At 41.6% G+C, this 16,193-nt stretch carries 12 protein-coding genes and 1 pseudogene; 7 read left to right on the top strand and 6 right to left on the bottom strand.

Annotated features, from left to right (window positions below):
• Positions 1 to 82: 82 nt before the first annotated feature.
• Positions 83 to 1,990, top strand: coding sequence for a glycosyltransferase family 10 domain-containing protein (locus NBH15_RS02920; RefSeq protein WP_128135230.1), 1,908 nt, complete (start codon positions 83 to 85; stop codon positions 1,988 to 1,990).
• A gap of 18 nt (positions 1,991 to 2,008) precedes the next feature.
• Here NBH15_RS02920 and NBH15_RS02915 read toward each other — a convergent pair whose 3' ends face one another.
• The gene (locus tag NBH15_RS02915; RefSeq protein WP_128135229.1) at positions 2,009 to 3,196 is read right to left on the bottom strand and encodes a DUF4934 domain-containing protein; all 1,188 of its coding nucleotides are present in this window, start codon (positions 3,194 to 3,196) and stop codon (positions 2,009 to 2,011) included.
• A gap of 327 nt (positions 3,197 to 3,523) precedes the next feature.
• Here NBH15_RS02915 and NBH15_RS02910 point away from each other — a divergent pair, with 327 nt between their 5' ends.
• On the top strand, positions 3,524 to 4,117 hold the full coding sequence (locus NBH15_RS02910; RefSeq protein ID WP_250821953.1) for an HU family DNA-binding protein: 594 nt from the start codon (positions 3,524 to 3,526) through the stop codon (positions 4,115 to 4,117).
• Positions 4,118 to 4,513: 396 nt separating this feature from the next.
• On the opposite strand, the gene NBH15_RS02905 is transcribed toward NBH15_RS02910, so the two are convergent.
• The 3 genes and pseudogenes from NBH15_RS02905 to NBH15_RS02895 form a co-directional block, all read right to left on the bottom strand.
• Positions 4,514 to 5,380 (bottom strand): nucleotidyl transferase AbiEii/AbiGii toxin family protein, encoded by an 867-nt coding sequence (locus tag NBH15_RS02905; RefSeq protein WP_128135228.1) that lies wholly within the window; start codon positions 5,378 to 5,380, stop codon positions 4,514 to 4,516.
• Positions 5,377 to 5,961 (bottom strand): type IV toxin-antitoxin system AbiEi family antitoxin domain-containing protein, encoded by a 585-nt coding sequence (locus NBH15_RS02900; RefSeq protein ID WP_244050684.1) that lies wholly within the window; start codon positions 5,959 to 5,961, stop codon positions 5,377 to 5,379. The genes NBH15_RS02905 and NBH15_RS02900 overlap by 4 nt, the downstream gene beginning before the upstream one ends.
• A gap of 166 nt (positions 5,962 to 6,127) precedes the next feature.
• A pseudogene (locus NBH15_RS02895) lies at positions 6,128 to 6,864 on the bottom strand (ATP-binding protein).
• 172 nt (positions 6,865 to 7,036) lie between these two features.
• Here NBH15_RS02895 and NBH15_RS02890 point away from each other — a divergent pair.
• From NBH15_RS02890 to NBH15_RS02870, 5 genes are all read left to right on the top strand, one after another.
• The gene (locus NBH15_RS02890; protein WP_250821952.1) at positions 7,037 to 7,756 is read left to right on the top strand and encodes an AAA family ATPase; all 720 of its coding nucleotides are present in this window, start codon (positions 7,037 to 7,039) and stop codon (positions 7,754 to 7,756) included.
• Between the two features lie 164 nt (positions 7,757 to 7,920).
• Complete coding sequence (locus NBH15_RS02885; protein ID WP_250821951.1) at positions 7,921 to 8,346, top strand: DUF234 domain-containing protein; 426 nt, start codon at positions 7,921 to 7,923, stop codon at positions 8,344 to 8,346.
• Positions 8,347 to 8,358: 12 nt separating this feature from the next.
• Positions 8,359 to 10,428 carry a cation:proton antiporter gene (locus NBH15_RS02880; protein ID WP_250821950.1) on the top strand — a complete coding sequence of 690 codons (2,070 nt, stop codon included), beginning with the start codon at positions 8,359 to 8,361 and terminating at the stop codon, positions 10,426 to 10,428.
• A gap of 82 nt (positions 10,429 to 10,510) precedes the next feature.
• Positions 10,511 to 11,257: an MlaE family ABC transporter permease gene (locus NBH15_RS02875; RefSeq protein WP_044245154.1), complete on the top strand. Its 747-nt coding sequence runs from the start codon at positions 10,511 to 10,513 to the stop codon at positions 11,255 to 11,257.
• 3 nt (positions 11,258 to 11,260) lie between these two features.
• Positions 11,261 to 12,034 (top strand): ABC transporter ATP-binding protein, encoded by a 774-nt coding sequence (locus tag NBH15_RS02870; protein WP_250821949.1) that lies wholly within the window; start codon positions 11,261 to 11,263, stop codon positions 12,032 to 12,034.
• A gap of 91 nt (positions 12,035 to 12,125) precedes the next feature.
• Here the strand turns inward: NBH15_RS02870 and NBH15_RS02865 are convergent, their stop codons facing one another.
• Together NBH15_RS02865 and NBH15_RS02860 are read right to left on the bottom strand one after the other, a co-directional pair.
• Positions 12,126 to 15,038 (bottom strand): M16 family metallopeptidase, encoded by a 2,913-nt coding sequence (locus NBH15_RS02865; protein WP_250821948.1) that lies wholly within the window; start codon positions 15,036 to 15,038, stop codon positions 12,126 to 12,128.
• A gap of 78 nt (positions 15,039 to 15,116) precedes the next feature.
• A complete protein-coding gene (locus NBH15_RS02860) occupies positions 15,117 to 16,190 on the bottom strand; it encodes a FimB/Mfa2 family fimbrial subunit (RefSeq protein WP_250821947.1) in 1,074 nt (357 codons plus the stop codon).
• Between the last annotated feature and the right edge of the window lie 3 nt (positions 16,191 to 16,193).

Raw genomic sequence — 16,193 nt, 5'->3', positions numbered from 1 at the left:
CAAACTGATAACTAAGCAAAAAAACAATCAAACTGACCTTATAAATAATAAAAAAGTAATATATTCACTAGAAAATTATTATATGAGTACTTCATGTCCTTTTTTATCTATAATAGTTCCGATATATAATGTCGAAACTTATCTGGAAGAGTGTTTGAACTCCTTGATCAACATACGGATAATTTCAAAGGAGATTATTTTGATCAATGATGGCTCAACTGATCGGTCCGGTGAAATTGCAGAGAAGTTCGCATCTTCTCATTCCTGTATAAAGCTCTTTCATCAACCGAATCAGGGATTGTCGGCAGCACGTAATAAAGGATTGTCAGAAGTGCAAGGGGAATATATAATGTTTATCGACAGCGACGACTGGATAGTAGAAGGACAGACCGAAAAAATGTTCTCGGAAGCTATCGGTTTTCACCCCGACATAATAATGGGAAATTCCGTTTGCTATTATCCTGACGGAGAAACCGGGACCTTATTTAATTCAATCCCATCCCATTTATGCCACATCTGCCTGACAGGAAAAGAGTGTTTTTCAGAATTAATGAAACACGGGGCTTTTCCTCCGATGGTTTCTAATTACCTATACAAAAAGGACTGGCTAAACAAGCAAACATTGTATTTTGAGAATGTTGTCCATGAAGACGAACTCTGGACTCCCCAAGCTCTTTGCCTTGCAAAAAGCGTTTACATCACCAACATTGATTTTTACGGATACCGGCAACGGGAAGGTTCTATCATGAGGACATTGGTCACGTCCAAACGAGTACGAGACCTGATCTATATAGCTAATCGTTTGATTCTTTTTGCATCGGGATACAGTTTCAATGGCCCGGACCGGGATATGAAAAGCGAACTATACGCAAAAGCTTATATGTTATATAATTTAGCGTTCTTATCATTGGCTAAAATCAAAAATAGTAATTTCACTTTACCGTCACATGCATTGTATACCATTTTTAAAATATACCACCATCTCTCACCACTCTCAAAAAAGAGGATTTACCGCTATTACAAAAATGCCCAGAATAATTTGAAGAGTTATTTAAAATGGAAGATATCTTACTGGGCGGAAAAATTATCTCCTGAAATAATAAAAAACAAACATATTATATTGATATATAATACAATGTGGGATACTCCTCTAAACATTCCCGTTGAGCAGATTCCGGAAGACTATAGATTCACGACTGACAGGCAGTATTATCCTCAGGCACAAACAGTTATTTTCCACTTACCGACTTTAATCAATGAATTAGAAGACGACCTGGAAAAACCTGAAGGACAAATATGGGTTGCCTGGACATTAGAATGCGAAGAAAATTACCCGTTCCTCAAAGATCCGGAATTCATGGAACTATTTGACTACCGGATTTCTTATCACCAAACGGCAGACGTCATACAATCGTATTTGCATGACAATTTTATTCCTTTGATGAAACAACCAGTCGACACAAAGGAGAGAGCCAACAATATCTGTATGCTTATATCCAGCCCGATCAACCAAAGTTCGAGACAGGAATACCTGAAAGAACTTATGCGGGAAATACCTATAGATTCCTATGGAAAACTATTCAATAATAAGAAAATGGATCAGGATAACGGAAGGGAGTCCAAAATCAATTTATATAAACAGTACAAATTTGTTATTGCTTTTGAAAATGCCTGTGCAACCGATTATGTAACGGAGAAATTTTTTGATCCGTTGATCGCCGGAGCGGTTCCCATCTATTTAGGCGCCCCTAACATCAACGAGTTCGCACCAGGAGAGCATTGTTTTATCCATGCAAATGACTTTAAATCCCCTAAAGAGTTAGCCGATTATATAGAAGAATGTTACAATAATGAACAGGAATATCAATCTTTTTTCCAATGGAAACAAAAAGACCTCCGTCCTCAATTCATAGAGAAAGCCCAATTACAAAAAACAGCTCCCTTCATCCGCTTATGTGAACTACTGAAAACTAAGGAGAAAAGCCGATAATTGCACCCGATGCAACAATTATCTCTTGTGTTTTATCAGCATAATTACCGGATTGGATTCTTCATTCAATGTTGCAGCAGTTTCTTTCAGCTTTCCTGTCAGTTCTCCTTTCTTATAAGATTCAACAAGTTGGTCAGCTTCTAAAAGGTACCATGATTCGATTTCGTGGCTGACAAGTTTTGTTGCGCTCATGTATATTTCTTTTTTTGTTGTAAAATCACCATTATATACGGTATATCCTGAAAAAGACCGTTCTTTTGTGTCATACACCAAATAGTTTGTTGGGAATCCTTTTTGTGTATTCCAGTCATATACATTTTTGATCGTTTCCATAAAATAATAACGATCTGATAATAACCGGATAATCAAGAACTCTCCCGGATCCATAGATTGAATTGGCGGGGTTCTTACAATAAAAGGACGCAAGCTGTAATCCGGCAAAAAGGTATACACAGTATCAGACGAAAGTTCTGACAGTACCCAATTACCGTTGAATGGAAAGATGGAATAGTAAGGACTAGGTCCTACTCCAATCACACCTTTACCATCATTCCCTTCCTGCTTTAATTGACGTAAGAACTTCTTTTCTTTAAATGGAATTTTTATTTCGTGGGCAATATGACCATCCTGTTTGGACATAAGTACAAAGGGGATCTCTTCATGGTTTTCATCATAGCAAATTAAATGATGTCTGTCATAATTGAATACATCGATATAAAATTGGAAGTAGATGCCATTTTCGTGTTTAAAACTTCTTTTAAAGCTCCCATATAAATCATATACAACAATTTTTTTGCCTAAAATGTCATTAACAAACATTTCTTCGCTCTCTTCATCCAAGGTAACGCTATAAAGACTTATATACTCTTCGCCTCCCTGTCCTTTACGATTTATCTTCCGTATGGCTTTCCCGTTTCTGTCATACACAAAAATAGTTCCATCATTAATTCGGTTCCTGTTTTTTACTAATATAAATTCTTTACCAACATCCAACACAATACCTTGATTAATGAAATCATCATTCGTTTCTAACGCAATATACTCTACATCCATAAAGTCCTGAAGTATCAATTCCTTTTTGGGAGAATAACTCTTAACCACGTTAACGGTAATGACACCATCGTTACCTTTCTGTTTTTGCCCTCTGCCTTCTGGCACTACTGTCAAAAGAAGAATGATTACTAAAATTGAATCTATACTTTTCATATGCTGCTTATTTTTACTTTACAAGCATTAAGAGCTATTTTTCGGCAATTTACATAAATTCTTCATACGCCCCCCCCTCTTAAACGCCGTAAAATCCATTTATTTGAAAGAATATCATTAATATATGCTATCTCCGGTACAATTCCTTCCATTCCGTATTATATTTGTATTCGTACGTTTTTGCGTTTGATATATATCAAACGAATAAAACACATATATGCTTCTTTCGTTTGATGATTGATTTCCTTTCGTTCAATGATTATTGAATGAATGGGTGTACGGGATGAAAATTTGTTTTGGCTGGTATTAATTTAAAACAAGATAGTAATGAGTTTAAAATTCGGATGGTACAAGACACCGGTCCCGGGAGACAGGGAAGACAAAAAGATTCCGCATGCACGGATCATTTCACAAGGTACGCTCGATACGAAGTATATGTGCAAGATGATCTCGATGTCGAGCACGATCTCATCAGCAGACGTAAAAGGGGTATTGGAAGCACTTAACTTCTGGATGGGGTTTCACCTGGCGGAAGGGAATAGCATCGAGCTGGACGGACTGGGATATTTCACACCCACGCTGAAAAGCCGGACAGTAACGGATGAAAACGGTAAAACCAAAGTCATCGCAGAAGCCGACACCGTCAGTTTCCGCTGCGCAACCTCCCTGAAAGAACAGGTCAGGGAAGCCGGACTGGAACAGGTGAAAAAGGCGAAAACAGAAAAACTCACACAGGAACAACGGCTGGAGAATATTATGAAAGAGGTGAATAAAAACAGATGTATCAACACCGGCACCTGCGTGCAGATAAATCATTACAGCCGGTTTATGGCCCTGAACGACCTGAAGTTACTGATAGACAGCAACAAGCTGATTCAGATCGGCAGAGGGAAACAAACAATGTATATACGGTCATTTTAGCAGGGGTGAAATTTGTCATTCTGCGTTCTGTCTTTTATCTTTATTCGAAATTTCGCGGTGGCGAAAATAACCGCCGCGAAATTTCAGATTAATTCCGGTAATATGAAATTTTACCGATCCTTTCTAAAGAAGCAACGCAAACTGTCCGGTATGACATTGGAGATGTATTTCAGGGAAAAGCTGAAAGAACAGTAACTAACAACCTCAACATAACTCTGCAATATTGCGTCATAAACGATAAAATAAGGTCATTATGAATAATAGAAGAATTGCTTCTGGACTAGAGTTACCCACATACTTAGCACCATACTTGCCAAAGTGAATAATATCGAGAAGCAACTTTCTCCTTTCATTTTTCTATTTGAGATTTGTTTATTGCCATAGTTGTGATGCTGTTTATTGTTCCTTGTACTTTTCCCAATAGGGGAATAACCTTTCTTTTATCAGACTGACCGCCGTTTCAAAATCCGGTTCCGTCTTTCTGATTTTCTTTCTGAAACCTTTCCATAACATTTGAAACTGGGGATTCTTGGGAAAATCATCACTAAACAAGGGATGGTTCTCTTCATATTTGGTTCCTCTGTTCTTCAGGGTAGCGTGGATTGCTTTCTCCAGCATGTCGCTATCTAGTGTATTATGTAATAAGGTATAGAGGTCATAGAAATCCTTCATGCGACTGTTATTTTCCGACAATTCAATCATCGCCTGAAACTTCTCTGCCACTACCGTTTCCAGTGAGTAAGCCATGATACTGACAGCGGGCAGTTCGTCCAGCAACAGAGGATATTCCAGTTCCTGCGGTTCGGGTGTGATAACGTCACCGAAACCGATGTCCATAGCTATTTTCTGACGGACGGTATCCAACTGTGCCGCTACACGTAGCCGTATGCCTTTATATACACGGTTTTCATTGATTTCTTCAGTTTCGATACTATCCGTATCAAAGACGGTTCCGTCTTCCTTGCAGGATATGCCGCATATTTCGGAAAAAGCTTCTTCAATAATCTTTTTGTCGTTGTTGATGCTACTCCCGAGAAAGTCTATATCCAGTGTAGGTCGTGCCTTCAGCTGTTTATAGGCATAGAGTAACGCGCCTCCTTTCAGGTAAAAGCGGTTCTTGTACTTGCTCTGTGCAAGACGGTATAGAAGGCGTTCCTGTACATAGCGTATCAGTAACGGTTGGTAAGGCAGTCCTTCCACTTTCGACAGATTCAAGAGCTTCGCCTTTACGGACTTGCCGTAGTCTTTCGATTCTTTTGTCATAGTTGGATTTCCAGATATTTGTTGAGTATTCCGGCAATCCGCATGGACTTGGCATAAGCGGTCAGCCGAGTTATATTACGTTCCTTGCGTGACAGGTAGTTTTTCAATATCTCGGAACTCACGTCAATTCCGATTTTGTTCCGGTAACGGATGGCGTCACAAACCGATTTCTCCATATCGTAAATGGGTATTTCAAAACTGTCTATCTGTCGGTGGACAATGCCTACACTATAGATGGAACGGTCCCAATAATTGAGTATGATGGGCGGGTAGTCGGGCAATGTTATTTTTTGTTTTCTTGGTATGGCTACATAGAAACCTTGCGGTATCTGTGTGGTCAGTTCATAGTACGCCCATGCGGAGTAAAGACACAACACCCCGTCAGGTACTATCTTTTCAAGGTCAATCATGGTTCCTGCCATTGCGTCTTCCATGCAGTACACACCCGGTTTCAGACGGATTATCTCACCTGATTTCACTGCTTCCAGTAACCGGTAATACAGGTAACGGTTGCCGATAATCTCCTTACGGGTGATATATCCTCTATGTTGCTCTATCAGAAGTCTCAATTTATCATCCATATTATCCTTGTCTTATCGATACAAATATACGGCATTTATCTCTAAGTGCCGTATATTTGTACATATTTTCTTTCCCTACCTCGCTTAAAAAATATGTTTTATAACTATTTGATTTTTAGCTTAGTCGCGTTGTTTTTGTGCACCTTTTTGAAATACTAAGTTTCGCCTATAAAAAAATGGATTTATTACCGTAAATTTGATTTATCCACATGGAAAACAGCTTATCGGTCAAGGAAAACACTTTATTGATTTCAGTAATAATGTCTTTTTCCAGCAGTTTTTTTACGGCCGACTGTACTGAACTTGCAGATGTCAGGCTATGTCGTTTTATAAACAATCCGGATGTAATACGCTCTGCTTCGCCGTCTTTGGCAATAGCATAGAGTAATTCTTTCTGTTTTTCAGGGATATTTGATAATATTTCACGGAAAATCGTATCATTCGCCGCAATCATGTTGTTGATAGCTGCCCGTATCATTTCCAGCGTACAGATTTCCCCTTCCGGGGTGTCGGCAAAAGCTTCATTAAAAGTTTTCTGAATGTAGAACGTATGCCCTTTAAACAGAGTATAAACCCATTCTACATCTGCAACTTCGATTCGGCGGTTCCGTTTCAGGAAATGTCCGACAATGAACAGGATATATATATCCGGAGCAATTGCGGTCAACTCAAGCATATCCGCACTATGATAAAATCTCATCCAACGTATATTCGGGACGATCTATATCACCTAACTCTATATTAAATGTCGGTGTACCGGAAAGCGGATCAAATCCAAATTTTCCACTGATTGTTTCCGTTCGTGACAGACTTTATCAGGCGGACCGATTCCTGTATACGATCACAAAAATATTCCGGTTCTATTTTACCGGTTACGATAAAGGGATTTATAACTTTTGCCATATACTCGATCTTTTCAGCAAATATAATTATTTAATTCAAATTATTCAAATCGAATAATTTCATTTGCATCTAATAATGGTTTTCATTTGCATTATAAAAGAACAATAGCTACCTTTGTAATAGCCATTAATGTAACGGCCATTAAATTAATGATCATTAAAACAGTAAAGTCATGAAGTTTTACGATCGTACACAAGAGTTGGAATTACTCCGGGATATCAATAAACAATCACGAAACACTGCTTGTTTCACGGTGATGGTGGGACGCAGGCGCATCGGTAAAACCTCTTTATTGCTCGAAAGCATGAAAGGTGAAAAGTTTCTCTATCTCTTTGTTTCACGTAAAAGCGAAGTCCTTCTGTGTGAACAATTTCAACAGGAAATAAAAGACAGTCTGGAACTGGAGATTTTCGGAAACGTAACTGAGTTTCGTATTTTATTCGAACAACTGATGATATACGCCACTCAAACACATTTCACACTGATCATCGATGAATTTCAGGAGTTTGGCAATATTAACAGTTCCATTTTCAGTGATATTCAAAATATCTGGGATAGATACAAGGAGCAGGCAAAAATAAATTTCATCGCTTGCGGGTCGATATATTCCATGATGAAAAAAGTTTTTGAAAATAACAAAGAGCCTCTATTCGGGCGCCTTACTTCAAAAATCATTTTAAAGCCTTTCAGAATTTCAACAATCAAAGAAATTTTGAAAGATTATAATCCGGAATATACCCCGGAAGATCTTCTGGCCTTTTATCTTATCACAGGCGGTGTTGCTAAATATGTAGCTTTACTAATGGAAGCCGGAGCTGTCACTTTCAATCAAATGATCCGCTATACCATTCGACCGGATTCTCCTTTTTATCGGAAGGACGTGATTTACTGATATCAGAGTTCGGACGCGAATATGCTACTTATTTTTCCATTTTACAATTAATAGCTTCCGGAAAGACCAGCCAAAGTGAAATAGATTCGATCATTGGAAAAAATACGGGCGCCTATCTGGCTAATCTCGAAAAAGAATATTCCCTGATCAACAGAAACAAACCGATGTTTTCAAAACCGGAAAGCCGCAACAGTCGCTGGTGCCTGAATGATAATTACCTGATGTTCTGGTTCCGTTTCATATTCCCGAATCTGTCAATGATTGAACTGGGAAAAAACAATATGCTGGAACAATTCATCTTAAAAAATTACGAACAATACAGCGGGCGCATCCTGGAACGCTATTTCAGAGATATGATAGCAGAAAGTGAAGACATCACGGATATCGGAAATTACTGGGATAACAAAGGTGAGAATGAAATAGACCTTATCGCCCTCAACCGATTCGAGAACAAGGCGTTAATAGCAGAAGTAAAACGAAATTTTCACAAGGTAAATATAGCCCGCCTATACGAAAAGGTTGCAACAATAAAAAAACAGTTGGCACATTATACGCTGGATATAAAAGGATTATCAATGCAAGATATGTAAATCTTTATAGATATGATATTACTCTCAAACATAGATTTCACCCTCCCGCTGGCTGATCCGGTATTGAAGTTCTTACTGATACTGCTGATCATCCTGGCGGCCCCGCTCCTGTTGAATAAACTCAGGGTTCCACACCTGCTGGGACTGATCATTGCCGGAGCCATTATCGGGCCGAACGGCTTTAACCTTGTCCTGCGCGACAGCAGTATCATTCTTTCGGGGACAGCAGGGTTACTTTATATCATGTTTCTGGCCGGGCTGGAAATAGACATGGGGGATTTTAAGAAGAATAGCGGGAAAAGCCTTGTATTCGGGATGTATACGTTCCTGATCCCTATGATACTAGGGACGGTCGTTGGATTATGGGTGCTTGATTTCAGCATGGAGACGTCCGTACTGCTCGCCAGTATGTTCGCATCCCATACACTGATCGCTTATCCGATCATCAGCAAGCTGGGGATCAGCAAAAACAATGCTGTCAGCATAACCGTCGGCGGGACCATGATCACGGATACGCTGGCTTTACTGGTGCTGACAATTATTGTCGGGATGGCGACAGGAAATGCCGACAACGCTTTCTGGATACGCCTGGGCGTTTCCATCGTTATTTTTGCCTTGATTGTGTTACTGGTGTTTCCCTTTATCGGACGGTGGTTCTTCAAACGGGTACACGATAATATTTCGCAATATATATTCGTGCTGTCGATGGTGTTCTTCGGTGCATTCCTTGCCCAGTTAGCGGGGATGGAAGCGATCATCGGCTCTTTCCTTGCAGGACTGGCCCTGAACAGGCTGATTCCGCAAAGTTCGCCGCTGATGAACCGTGTAGAGTTTGTCGGGAACGCGATCTTTATCCCCTTCTTCCTGCTGAGTGTGGGGATGCTGATCGATTACCGGGCTTTCTTTACCAGCTTCGAAACGATCAAGGTCGGTATGGTCATGATCATCGTGGCTACGGCAGCAAAATATGCGGCAGCCTGGCTGACACAAAAGACCTTCCGGCTGTCGGTCGACCAGCGGAGTGTTATTTTCGGACTGAGCAACGCCCAGGCGGCAGCTACACTGGCAGCCGTCATGGTCGGGTATAACGTGATCCTGGGAACCGATGCCAACGGTGCTCCCATACGGCTCCTGAATGAGAGCGTACTGAACGGTACGATCCTGATGATCCTGGTGACCTGCGCCATCGCCTCCTTCTCCGCCCAGAAAGGAGCGCATAATATAGCGATGAAGGAATCCGGGGAGGAGACAGAAGACAAAGATACGAAGGACGAACATATCCTGATCCCCGTCAGCAATGAGGAGACGGTTGAAGAACTGGTCAACCTCAGCCTTGCCATAAAATCAAAAACGAATACCAGCGGGTTATATGCTCTCAAAGTGATAGACAACCAAAATTCGGACGACAAGACACTAAAATCCTCCAAACGGGTATTACAGACCGCTGTCGATACCGCCGCGGCCACCGACACGCGGTTGAAAGGATTGCTCCGCTACGACCTGAGCATCTCCAACGCCATTACCAGCGTCGTGAAGGAACGGGAGATAACCGACCTGGTCCTCGGGTTGCATAAGGAAAAGGACATACCGGCTGCATTCCTGGGAAATATTGTTGAAAACGTATTGCACCACAGCAGCGTAACGACCTTTATCTACAAACCGGTACAGCCCCTGGCCACCATTAAACGCCACCTGATTATCCTGCCGGACCGGGCGGAAAAGGAAATCGGCTTCATACCGGTCATGAACCGGGTATGGAACGTGTTGCAGAATACCGGGGCAAAAGTCGTGTTCTACGGTTCGGAGGATACGCTGAAAGCCATCAAAAAACTCTTCGCCAAAAGAGCGGGAGAAATATCATATGTGAACTTCAGCGACTGGGATGATTTCCTGATCGTGTTCCGGGATGTGAAAGCAGACGACAGCATGTGGGTGATCTTCAGCCGGAAAGAAGGTTATTCCTACGACCCCGTAATGCCGCGTATCCCCGGTTATCTGAACAAGTATTTCCAGAGTAACAGCTTCATCCTCTCCTACCCGATCCAGGCTAGTATGGACGAAGGGACACGGTACCTGACGTGAAAACAAATCATAAACAGTGAACAGTAGTTGACATATTTCAGTTATATTTGCAGACTGGAACAGATAAGTAATCAAGAAAATAATGAATAAAGCGTTACATAGAATGGGAGAATATGTCATGTTGATGGGGAAATCCATATCAATACCTGACAGATGGAGCATGTTCTTCAAACAATTGATAAAAGAGATATACAAGCTGGGTGTCGATTCTCTCTGGATCGTGGTTATCATTTCAGTATTTATCGGTACGGTTATCGCCATCCAGATATCATTGAATATCAGTTCACCGCTGATTCCTAAATTTACGATCGGGTATACAACCCGTGAAATTATCCTGCTGGAATTTTCTTCGTCCATCATGTGTCTGATCCTCGCCGGCAAGGTGGGGAGTAATATCGCCTCCGAGATCGGAACCATGCGTGTAACGGAACAGATCGATGCGATGGAAATTATGGGAGTCAATTCGGCTAACTTCCTGATTATGCCGAAAATTGCCGGACTGATGATCTTTATTCCGGTACTGGTTATTTTCAGTATGTTTACAGGAATTATGGGAGGTATAGCCGCCAGCCATTCGACAGGAACAGGTATGACGCCGGCCTCTTTCGAATACGGCTTGCAGTTTTATTTCAATGAATTCTATATATGGTATTCTATTATAAAATCTGTCGTTTACGCCTTTATAATCTCATCGATAGCCGCTTATTTCGGTTATTATGTGAAAGGGGGAGCACTCGAAGTCGGTAAAGCGAGTACGAATGCTGTTGTAATGAGCAGTATCATGATCCTGCTGGCAGACGTAATAATGACCCATTTAATGCTTACGTAAGAAATGATAGAAGTAAAAAACATAACGAAATCATTTGAAGGCCGCACAGTGCTGAATGATATCAGCGCCGTTTTTGAAACAGGGAAGACCAATCTGATCATCGGACGAAGCGGTTCCGGAAAAACAGTCCTGATCAAAAATATCATCGGCCTGATGAAACCGGATTCGGGTGAGATCCTGTACGATGGGCGCGACCTTACTTCCATGGATAAATTGGAATTGAACATGCTTCGCAGGGAAATGGGCATGCTGTTCCAGGGATCAGCCTTGTTCGACAGCATGACGGTTCTTGAAAATGTGATGTTCCCGCTCAATATGTTTTCTAATGATTCTTATAAAGAAAGAGAAAAAAGAGCCATGTTCTGCCTGGAACGCGTGAATCTTGCGGAAGCGGAACATCTGTATCCGTCGGAGATCAGCGGTGGTATGATGAAACGTGCCGCTATTGCCCGCGCGATCGCATTGAACCCCAAATATCTTTTCTGCGACGAACCCAATTCCGGACTGGACCCTAAAACGTCCCTGCTGATAGACGACCTGATCCACGATATTACAGCGGAATATAAGATGACCACGGTTATCAACACCCATGACATGAACTCCGTAATGAATATCGGGGAAAACATCATCTTCATCAAGGAAGGTGTTAAAGAATGGCAGGGAACAAAAGACCAGGTCATCACCTCCAACAACAAAGCCCTCAACGACTTCATCTTCGCATCCGACCTGTTCCGGAAAGTCAAGGAGGTGGAGATGCATCAGGACGATGGAATATGAGAATTGAAAATTACTTGATAGAAAAAGAGAGACGGTTGTTAAATCAAATGAGCATTTAACAACCGTCTTTTTAATTTTCAAATTCTAATTTTTAATACCCAAATATCTCTTCTTTACTCAGTTTCGTTACCGGTCCGTACTGTTCCAGGGACTTCAGATCCAGGTCCTTTTCATCTCCCAGTACACAATAGGTATAGGTACGTCCTTTTACCCATTTCTCCTGGAAGGCTTTGATATCGGTAAGGGTCATGGAAGGTACTTTTTCAAACAGTTCCTTCCTGCTGTCGGTATTCAATCCCAAATCCTGTGCATTCAGATACGACCATAACACTCCGGATTTTGTGATACGTTCCGTACGCATACGGGTTATCAAAGCTTCTTTTGCCAGATTGAACGCTTTTTCCGACTCCGGCATATTGTTGATAATATCATCAAAGGCTTTCATTGCATCGATCATTTTATCATTCTGTGTAGCAATAAACGTACGGTATACATACGGATATTTCAATTTCGAAGGAGTGATAAGATATGCCCCTGCAGAATAAGCCAGTCCGCGGGCTTCACGCATTTCCTGAAATACGATCGCATTCATTCCGCCACCGAAATATTCATTGTACATGTTCAATGTCGGCTCGATCGACGGATCGAATTTCTCGCCACGATTGGATACGGCTGAGAAATAAATCTGTTTGGCATCATATTGTGCCAGCAAAACTTTATTTTTCGGTGTTTCCTGTTGCTTGAACTCTGTTGCGGCCGGAACAGGAACAAGTTTTTCCGGAACATTATGATACTGTTTAACGATATCCAGTAAAGCCTGCGGTTTTTCAGGCCCGTAATACAGTATCTTATGTTCATAGGTATTTATCTTATGGATACGGTCGACCAATTCCTGAGGATCCATCTGTTGTAATTCAGCTGTAGAAAGGACATGTGTAGCCGGAGATTGCGGTCCCCAGATAGCATATTGAATCAGTTTATTGAAATTCTGTCCCTGGTTCAATTTAGCATCCGTCCGTTTTTTCAGAATATCGTCAGCCAGATTACCGTAAGTATCCTTGTCCACTTGGGCATCAGCCAGAATCTCCTCAAAGAGAGCCATTGCTTTCGGCATATTTTCCTTCAGGCCTTCCAGCATGACATACGTGCGGTCCGCTCCCGGGAAAACATTGAAGTAGCATGCCAAACGATAAAATTCTTCATTGATCTCTTTCAGGCTTTTCTTTGAAGTACCGAGATATTTCATATATTCGAAAGCCGTACCCATCGCCTTATCGTTGTTCGTTCCCATCTCAAAGACATACATCAGAGAGAAAACATCGTTCGTCATATTCTGTTTGTAAAGAACAGGAATATCCGACTTTGCTGTCAGCTTCTGCAAATCCTTGTCATAATCGAGAAATACAGGTTCTATCGGAGCAACCTCTACTGCCTGTATTTCCTTAAGGAACACGCTTGAGCTGTCACGGTTCATTACGATAGGAGTAATTTTAGGTTTGTCGATTTTCTTCTCATTCGGATCCTTGCCCTCTCTTTTGTAGATCAAAGCATAATTATCTCCGAAATACTTATTGGCAAAGTCGACGATCTGTTGTTTGGTCACTTTACTTAAACGCTCCAACTGAGCTACCTCGTCTTTCCAGTCAACACCATTTATAAAAGCAGAAACAAACATATCTGCCCGGCTACTGTTATTATCCAGGCGATACATTTGCATCAGTTTATAATTATTGATCGCAGCCTCCAGCAACCCTTCATCGAAATCTCCCTTTTTCAGTTTTTCTATCTCTGCAAGGAAAAGATCTTTCACATCGTCCAGCGTTTGCCCTTGTTTCGGACGGCCACTCATTACAAATGCATTATAATCGGCCATACCATAAGTACCTGCATAACAACTCAGTACTTTCTGCTGTTGAACCAGATCCACATCCAGCAAACCGGCTTTGCCGTTATTTACGATTTCGCCAGTGAGGTTCAGCAAATCTTCTTCCGGAGACGATGCGCCCGGGAAACGCCATCCCAAAGTCACATTTTCCGCATCCACGCCTAATACCTCTTTCACAACCGGAGCCTTGACGGGTGATTCATGGGTTACCGGCAACTTCGGTAAATTCGGGTTCGGTTGCAGATGACCGAAATATTTATTGATAACCTCAATTGTTTTATCCGGGTCAAAGTCGCCCGACATACAAATTGCCATATTATTCGGCACATACCAGGTATTATGATAGTTCTTTATATTGGTAATCGAAGGATTCTTGAGGTTTTCCTGAGTACCAAGTACTGTCTGGGTTCCATAAGGATGATCCGGGAAAAGAGCGCTCAAAACGGCCTCATATACTTTACGACCATCGCTGGTTAAAGACATGTTCTTTTCTTCATAAACGGTTTCCAGTTCCGTATGGAAACCACGGATTACATTGTTTTCAAAGCGGTCCGCCTGGATTTTAGCCCAGTTGTCGATCTGATTGGAAGGAATATCTTCCGTATAGACAGTCATATCAAATCCCGTATAAGCATTGGTGCCATTGGCTCCGATAGCAGCCATCAGCTTATCGTACTCATTGGGAATAGCATATTTGGACGCTTCATACGAAATACTGTCGATCTGATGATAGATTTCTTTCCTTTCGGCCTCATCGGTAGTCTTCCGGTAAACTTCAAACAGTTGTTCGATTTGATCGAGCAGCGGCTTTTCCATTTCATAATTCTGAGTACCAAACTTTTGTGTACCCTTAAACATCAGATGTTCAAAGTAATGCGCTAACCCGGTTGTTTCAGCCGGGTCGTTTTTTCCACCAACTTTGACTGCGATATAAGTTTGGATACGCGGTGTCTCTTTATTGACTGTCAAGTAGACTTTCAAGCCGTTGTCCAACGTGTAGATACGTGCTTTCATAGGATCGTTAGGGACTGACTCGTACTTAAACGGGGAGGTCTCCTTACATGCTGCCGCCAGTAATATAATCACGGCCAGCGAAAGAAACGAAATAATTTTACGCATAAGATTTAGATTTAGGAATTCTATGGCGCCAAATATAGGAAATTATACTCTAAAAAAATCCTGTAAGTGATAAAATGCTTAAGGTGTAAACAAAAAAGTATTGAAATCTATCGGAGTCGCTTCTGTTCCTATGCTGTAAAAGTGGTTGGTAATTATCGGAAAACGGTAAGGATCTTCTGTTGGAATGATGATTCCAGTGCCGCCGTTAGTCTCAGAGACCTCACCGTCTACGGATAATTTGACTTTATGAATATGCAAAGGGGTTCCGGCAGCATCTACCAACACGATCTGCAAGGTGTAATCTTTATCTGCAGGAAGCGGTACAGGGAGAATATAAGAACCTTTTTTCGTTGTTCCGCCTGCAATAAACTCACTCTTGGGTATATTGACAACGATCTTGTCGCCTGCGTTTGAACTCATCGGACTTATGATAAAATCATCCGGAGTTTGTTTGAGCAGAAAGTTACTTTTGTTTTGTATCGTATACAACTCAATATGTAAAGCGCTTACTTCGACACCGTTTATTTGGGTCGGAATATGATTGAAATACCCCGACACTCCGGCTACACGACGATACAAATCCACATATCCGGTATTGCCGTTTAGAAGACTTAGCGTGAAAACAGAAGAACCGGCGAATAACTCCGAAACTGCAATATCAGCACGCCCTTTGCCGGTAGCCAGTATGGCATTAGCATCCTTCAATAAGGTACCGGTAACCTGGTCGGCCCGAATCGCATCCGGCAGGCCATACGTATCCCCGGCCCGGTCATCCAACCCGATTGCCAGGAAAGTATATTCCTTCTGAGGCTGAAAGCCTCCATATTGCACCTTATATTTCTGCTCCCGTGTGGAAAGCCCGTTTTCAGCTCCTGCGACATACTGCCAGTTTATATTCTCAGAGGCCACACAACGGGCATCACCTGTTGTGCCATCGAAAATATACAATTGTACCTGTCGGACATGTTGAAGGTTGGCCGGACCGGTTAATAAGGTACGGGTCATCAAATCAGGAGAGGTGTTAAAGACTAACATTACCGGTTCTTTATCTTTACCGGGCTCTCCTACATCTTCGCTACTACACCCTAATAAAGAGAAGAGCAATAACGAACAAAGCAGCCTGTATAATCTTGTATATGACAACGTTTTCATATT

The organism is Parabacteroides caeci (genome assembly GCF_023656795.1).
Taxonomy (GTDB): domain Bacteria; phylum Bacteroidota; class Bacteroidia; order Bacteroidales; family Tannerellaceae; genus Parabacteroides; species Parabacteroides segnis.
The sequence above is the reverse complement of the archived record's forward strand: the minus strand, read 5'-3'. Positions and strand labels throughout refer to the sequence as shown.

Coding starts and splice junctions, on each gene's coding strand:
- NBH15_RS02920 (WP_128135230.1), top strand. CDS start 83: ATGAGTACTTCATGTCCTTTTTTATCTATAATAGTTCCGATATATAAT.
- NBH15_RS02915 (WP_128135229.1), bottom strand. CDS start 3,196: ATGAAAAGTATAGATTCAATTTTAGTAATCATTCTTCTTTTGACAGTA.
- NBH15_RS02910 (WP_250821953.1), top strand. CDS start 3,524: ATGAGTTTAAAATTCGGATGGTACAAGACACCGGTCCCGGGAGACAGG.
- NBH15_RS02905 (WP_128135228.1), bottom strand. CDS start 5,380: ATGACAAAAGAATCGAAAGACTACGGCAAGTCCGTAAAGGCGAAGCTC.
- NBH15_RS02900 (WP_244050684.1), bottom strand. CDS start 5,961: ATGGATGATAAATTGAGACTTCTGATAGAGCAACATAGAGGATATATC.
- NBH15_RS02890 (WP_250821952.1), top strand. CDS start 7,037: ATGAAGTTTTACGATCGTACACAAGAGTTGGAATTACTCCGGGATATC.
- NBH15_RS02885 (WP_250821951.1), top strand. CDS start 7,921: ATGTTTTCAAAACCGGAAAGCCGCAACAGTCGCTGGTGCCTGAATGAT.
- NBH15_RS02880 (WP_250821950.1), top strand. CDS start 8,359: ATGATATTACTCTCAAACATAGATTTCACCCTCCCGCTGGCTGATCCG.
- NBH15_RS02875 (WP_044245154.1), top strand. CDS start 10,511: ATGAATAAAGCGTTACATAGAATGGGAGAATATGTCATGTTGATGGGG.
- NBH15_RS02870 (WP_250821949.1), top strand. CDS start 11,261: ATGATAGAAGTAAAAAACATAACGAAATCATTTGAAGGCCGCACAGTG.
- NBH15_RS02865 (WP_250821948.1), bottom strand. CDS start 15,038: ATGCGTAAAATTATTTCGTTTCTTTCGCTGGCCGTGATTATATTACTG.
- NBH15_RS02860 (WP_250821947.1), bottom strand. CDS start 16,190: ATGAAAACGTTGTCATATACAAGATTATACAGGCTGCTTTGTTCGTTA.